This window comes from Enterococcus sp. FR204 (assembly GCF_031143325.1).
Lineage (GTDB): Bacteria > Bacillota > Bacilli > Lactobacillales > Enterococcaceae > Enterococcus_B > Enterococcus_B faecium.
This window is the reverse complement of the sequence record NZ_JAKZIW010000002.1, coordinates 113014-119328: the sequence shown is the minus strand read 5'-3', so window position 1 is coordinate 119328 and position 6315 is coordinate 113014. Positions and strand designations below refer to the sequence as shown.

Annotated in this window: 5 protein-coding genes; all 5 read left to right on the top strand. The window is 37.1% G+C overall.

Annotated elements, in window-relative coordinates:
* Positions 1–176: 176 nt before the first annotated feature.
* The 5 genes from msrA (at position 177) to RG571_RS01255 (ending at position 5965) form a co-directional block, all read left to right on the top strand.
* Entirely contained in the window at positions 177–1010 is an 834-nt protein-coding gene (gene msrA, locus RG571_RS01275; protein ID WP_002338584.1) for a peptide-methionine (S)-S-oxide reductase MsrA, read from the top strand.
* 113 nt (positions 1011–1123) lie between these two features.
* The gene (locus RG571_RS01270) at positions 1124–2080 is read left to right on the top strand and encodes an aldo/keto reductase (protein WP_180812902.1); all 957 of its coding nucleotides are present in this window, start codon (positions 1124–1126) and stop codon (positions 2078–2080) included.
* A 288-nt stretch (positions 2081–2368) separates the two neighbouring features.
* Entirely contained in the window at positions 2369–3067 is a 699-nt protein-coding gene (locus RG571_RS01265) for a FadR/GntR family transcriptional regulator (protein ID WP_308947422.1), read from the top strand.
* Positions 3068–3216: 149 nt separating this feature from the next.
* Positions 3217–4533, top strand: coding sequence for a PTS sugar transporter subunit IIC (locus RG571_RS01260; protein WP_002307860.1), 1317 nt, complete (start codon positions 3217–3219; stop codon positions 4531–4533).
* A gap of 16 nt (positions 4534–4549) precedes the next feature.
* Complete coding sequence (locus RG571_RS01255; RefSeq protein WP_308947423.1) at positions 4550–5965, top strand: glycoside hydrolase family 1 protein; 1416 nt, start codon at positions 4550–4552, stop codon at positions 5963–5965.
* Positions 5966–6315: the final 350 nt, after the last annotated feature.

Here is a 6315-nt window from a genome sequence, read left to right as displayed (position 1 = left end):
AAATTAACTTTTCATTTATAAAATAAATTGATTAAAAAGGAGAATCTGTCGATAAGGATTCTCTCTTTTTTATACGAAAAATCTGTAGGGGGATGAAGTAATCGCTTATTTCCTCACTTTATGATAAATTACAGCTAAAGTCACTAGCTTGTCTTCTTCGGAAAGGAGGAGAATCTATGGATGAGGAACAAATATTCATTCAAACACTTTATAATCTGATTTTGAATCCGAATACACGAGATTGGGAACGAAAAGTATTGATTCAGACAAAGAATGACACAAGAGAAAATATATCCGTTAAAGAACAGTTATCAAAACTAGAAGCAACACTACGTCCATTAGCTATCCGAATGAATCTGACGCCTGATGTAATGGACTTTTATTTATTGATTACGGAAGGATTTGATAAGGAGCAAAAATATGACTTTTCCAAGCATGCCATGCAAGATGCTGACTATCAAGAACGTGCAGTATTTGCAGGGGGATGTTTCTGGTGTATGGTCGAGCCGTTTGAATCGAAAAAAGGGATCCTATCTGTTTTGTCAGGATACACGGGCGGACATGTTGAAAAACCAAATTATGATCAAGTAAGTGGTGGTTACACAGGTCATGTGGAAGCTGTGGAGATCATTTATGACACAAGAGAAATAAGTTATAGCGAGTTGCTGACAATCTATTGGCAAATTACTGATCCCACAGATACATTTGGACAATTTCAAGATAGAGGGAAGCAATATCGTCCAGTGATTTTTTATCAAGACGAACGACAAAAAGAATTAGCGGAACAATCAAAACAGAAACTAGACAGTTCAGGAACTTTCCACCAACCAATCGTCACAAAAATCGAACCAGCCGGTACGTTTTGGCCAGCAGAAAACTATCATCAGCAATTTTACAAAAAACAACCGAAACGTTATAAAAAAATCCAGCAAGCACGTAATCAATTTCTGATCTATCAACGAGTAAAAAACAAATGGCAAAAAAATATACGAAAAAATCATTTTGAGTAACTCCTTTTCTTTAAAATGTAGTAAACTAAAAATAGAAAACAAGAAAGCGTTTTAAAAAGATTTGATGAGGAGGAGAAAAATTGTATATTGCAGATAGTGCACGTTATGAAAAAATGGAATATCGTAAATCCGGTCATTCAGGTTTGAAATTACCGATTTTATCTCTCGGATTATGGCAAAATTTTGGTGATTATGATCCTATCCATAATCAAAGAGAGATTTTAAGAGGCGCATTCGACATGGGAATTACCCATTTCGACCTTGCGAATAATTATGGAGGCTCTGCTGGAGCTGCAGAGAAAAACTTTGGGCGTATTTTTAGAGAAGATTTTCAAGCCTACCGTGATGAACTGATTATTTCTAGCAAAGCAGGTTATCATATGTGGGAAGGGCCATATGGGGAATGGGGCTCTCGTAAATCCATCATTTCAAGTTGTGACCAAAGTCTCCAAAGAATGGGGCTAGATTATGTTGACATCTTCTATCATCATCGCCCAGACCCTGATACACCTTTGGAAGAAACAGCAGAAGCTTTGATGCAACTTGTAAGACAAGGAAAAGCATTATATATTGGTATATCCAACTATAATGGAGAAGATACAAAAAAAATGACTGAAATTTTAAAAAGAAAGGAAGCACCGTTCATTATTCATCAGATGCGCTACAATATGTTTTCTCGTGCACTACTAGAAGACGATCTATCTCCAGTATTAGAAGAAGAAGGGCTAGGGGCAATCACGTTCAGTCCGCTTGCTCAAGGGTTGCTGACAAATCGTTATCTACATGGTATTCCTGAAGATTCTAGAGCACATCGTAAGGAAATACCATTCCTTTCAGAAGAACAAGTTGGATCAACTCTGGAAAAAATCAAAGCACTGCAAACAATCGCCGTATCACGAGGACAATCATTAGCGCAAATGGCCCTTGCATGGAATTTGCGACAAAAATCTGTTACAAGTGTACTGGTCGGAGCAAGTCGGTTAAGTCAGTTACAAGAAAGTGTTCGAATGATGGATAATTTAGATTTCTCACCAGAAGAAGAATTGAGAATCGACCAAATTCTAGAATAGAAACGATGTAATCAAACTTTTTATCCATATATTAAAAAAAACAAAAGATGACATCAAGAATCGAATGAAGATCGTCTGTTATTGAACATCATATTTTTTGTCGTTCAAAATAAAAATGATCGAAGGCTAGGAGTGAATTTTATCCTAGTCTTTTTTATGGTAAATATCTTCTTCGTTTGTATGTCTATGAACGGATTAATCAATTTTGTATACAAAAAATCATCAGATGATTCAAACGTGTTATAATAATTACGAAAAAATACATCAGATGAAAAGGAGGTATGTGGTTTGGAAGAAAATAAAACCCTAGTAGAAGTAACTACTGACAAGATCCTTAGATATTTAAAGGAAATGCAGTTGCAAGTAGGAGATAAACTGCCGAATGAATATGAATTGTCCTATTATTTAGAGGTGGGGCGAAGCACGGTGCGAGAAGCTGTGCGGGCTCTAGCTTCCAGGAATATCCTTGAAGTTCGGCAAGGAGCGGGGACATTTGTCAGTGATAAGCGAGGGATTGCCAATGACCCACTCGGTTTTTCTTTGATTGAAGATCAGGATCGGATGATACGAGACTTATTTGAACTGAGATATTTATTGGAGCCTAAGATGGCAGGTTTGGCAGCGGAATATGCAACGAAGAATCAAATCGTCCAAATGAAAAAATTAACGCAAAAGATTGAAACTTCTTTTCGAGAAGGCACACAAGAACATGTTCAATTAGACATCGATTTTCATACGATGATTGCAGAAGCTAGCGGAAACGTAGCCTTGCTGCATATTATCCCAATCATTAATGAATCAATTGCTTTGTTTAATAAAAATTATGATATCCAGCATCTGAAAATCGAGACGATCGATATTCATACAGAGATCGTTCAGGCCATCGAAAGGCGGAACGCACTTGCTGCGTTTGACGCAATGACTGTCCATATGGCAATAAATCGGAGAGAATTACAGAAAATAATAGGAGAAAAAGAAACTAATTGACAGTTCATCTGATGTATTTTATGATAAATACATCAGATGAATTTTTGTTTTATATTTGGTAAAAAAGAGGAGTAAATAGTTTCTGTTCATCGAAATGTAAACGCTGACTAATAGTCAAAAAGAGATGACGTCAAGGAGAAGAAGCAGGAATGAGGGGATCTGGAATGAGTTTTATGGATAAATTAGCCAATGTTTTAGGGAACGTGGCAACGAGAATCAATAATTTAAGGTATATCATGGTGATAAAAAACGCATTTGCTGCATTGATTCCGGTAATTATTACGGGTGCTTTTGGCACATTGTTTTCAGCAATGGTCTTTGACTCGGAAAATGGCTTAGCACAGATAAGTTTCTTGCGTTTTTTAGAAGAATTAAAGCCTATCGCATCTGCCATCAGCTATGTCACACTAAGTTTCTTGACCATCTATGCTGTTTTTCTGATAGGGATCGAATTAGCCAAGCTGAATAAAGTGGATGGTGTATTCCCTGGTATCATCGCAGTGATGTCTTATTTATCTGTTAATCCAACTGTTTATGAATTAGTGAATGAAAATCAGACTGTTATAGTAGAAAACGTATTGGCTAAACAATATACAGACACGAAAGGGTTATTTTTGGGAATGTTGGTCTCCATCCTTTCTATTGAACTTTATTGCTGGTTGAGGAAACAGAAGAAACTACAGCTGAGAATGCCTGATACCGTGCCAACGAATGTTTCTGCTAGTTTTTCTGCTTTATTCCCGACGATTCTGACTGTATCGGGTATCGCGGCTGCGGGATTTATCATCAAAGAACTTACAGGAATGTACCTTTATGATATCATTTACAATGTCGTACAACGCCCATTAGAAGGTGTCGTACAAGGGTTACCGGGTATTTTGCTATTGATGTTTATTGCGCAAGTCTTTTGGGTGATTGGTATCCATGGAAATCAAATGGTGAAGCCGATACGGGAACCGTTGCTTTTAGCGGCAATTGCTGTAAATACGGAAGCTTTTGAAGCTGGAAAAGAAGTACCTAACATTATTACTATGCCATTTTGGGATATGTATATGAGTATGGGCGGGTCTGGAGTCACGATCGGTTTACTGATTGCAGTATTGTTAGTTGGAAAACGGGAAGATATGAAACAAATCACCAAGTTATCCCTTGCTCCTGGGATCTTCAACATCAATGAACCAGTTATTTTTGGTATGCCGATCATGCTGAATCCAATTTTAGCTATTCCGTTTATCTTAACGCCTCTTATCACCGGAACGATTGGTTATTTTGCAACCGCTTTAGGATTTGCGGCGAAAGCAGTTGTAATGGTCCCTTGGCCGATGCCGCCGATCGTCAATGCTTATCTGGCAACAGCAGGAAATATCGGTGCAGTTATTACGCAACTTGTTTGTATTATTGTTTCTATTTTGATCTATCTGCCATTCGTAAAAGTAGCAAATCGTGTGGAAAATGATGGGGTCTAAAAAACAGGAGGAAATCATGAAAATTACTATTCCAAAAAATTTTATTCTTGGTGCTGCATCTTCTGCTTGGCAAACGGAAGGTTGGAAAGGAAAAAAAGAAGGACAGGATTCGTTTATAGATAGCTGGTATAAAAATGAACATTTTGTTTGGCATAATGGGTATGGCCCAGCCGTAGCAACTAATTTTATGGAACAATACCAGCAGGATGTGGATCTGATGAAATCCATCCATCTGACACATTATCGGACTTCTATCAATTGGGCTCGTTTTTTTACTGATTATGAGAACTGTATAGTAGATGAAGAATATGCTCATCATATAAGTGAAATGATCGACTCTTTGATCGAAGCAGACGTAGAACCGATGATTTGTTTGGAACATTATGAAGTCCCAGCTTTTCTTTTGGAAAAATATGATGGCTGGTCTTCAAGAAAAGTAGTTGATTTTTATGCTAAGTATGCTCAAATTGCCTTTGATCGTTACGGTGATAGGGTAAAAAACTGGTTTACATTCAACGAACCAATCGTTCCCCAAACGCGTTGCTATTTGGATGCTGTTCGCTGGCCGCATGAACAAAACACAAAAAAGTGGATGATGTGGAATTATCATAAAGTTTTAGCAACGGCTAAAGCAGTAGAGATTTACCGCAGCGGAAATTATGGTGGAAGGATTGGCTGTATTTTAAATCCTGAAATGGTCTATGCTCGATCCAATTCTCCAGAAGACCAAAAAGCTGCTTATATGTATGATTTGTTTTATAATCGAGTATCTTTTGATCCGATGGTAAAAGGGTATTACACAGAAGAGTTCCTGGAGTTGTGTCAAAAACAATCGATTTATTTCGATCCTGCAACAGAGGATTTAGAAACGATTCAGCATCATACAGTAGATTTCCTTGGAATCAATCAATATTATCCTAAACGCGTTCGCGCTCCTCGTTATCAATGGAATGAAGAGACACCTTTCCATCCAGAACGATATTATGAAGTCTTTGATTTACCTGGGAAGAAAATGAATAATTCCAGGGGATGGGAAATCTATCCGAAAATCATGTATGATATAGCCATGTATCTAAAAGAAAATTATCATAATATCCCTTGGCTGATAACAGAAAACGGTATGGGAAGAGAACATGAAGAACGGTATATGGATGAGAAAGAAATCGTGCAAGATGATTACCGTATCGAATTTATCGGACAGCATTTGCGTTATTTGATCAAAGCAACAGAAGAAGGCGCAAATTGCGAAGGCTATATGTTATGGGCATTCACTGACTGTGTGTCACCAATGAATGCATTTAAGAATCGATATGGATTAGTTCGAATCGAATTGAACGATGAACGAAGCAGAACATTGAAAAAATCTGCTTCGTGGTATCAGACTTTGATTGATAAGAGAGAATTGGATTTGCCTGACGAAATCTATAAATAAATAGAAGTTTTTTGTAGACGTTCATTGTATTTACTGGTTATTTGAAATAAAAGAGGTTGTGAATCCAGCGTTTTGAGCTAATACCCAGGGTCAGCTGATTGAACACCGTTTATTGAGAGGTTGTGAAAAAGCTGTCCTGCAACAAGTAATAAGAACAGCAAAGTAAAAACAACATCTTATGTTTTTAACTTGGTTGGACTTATTACCGCAGATGCAAGCTTTTGAATACCGTTTATTCGAAAAAAGTTGTGACAAGTTTTGTGTCACAACTTTTTTTGTGCACGTTAAAAGAAAAAAGGTAATAAAAATTAATTTGTGTGTTTAGTGTGCGCTTTCTTTTTTAGTGTGTA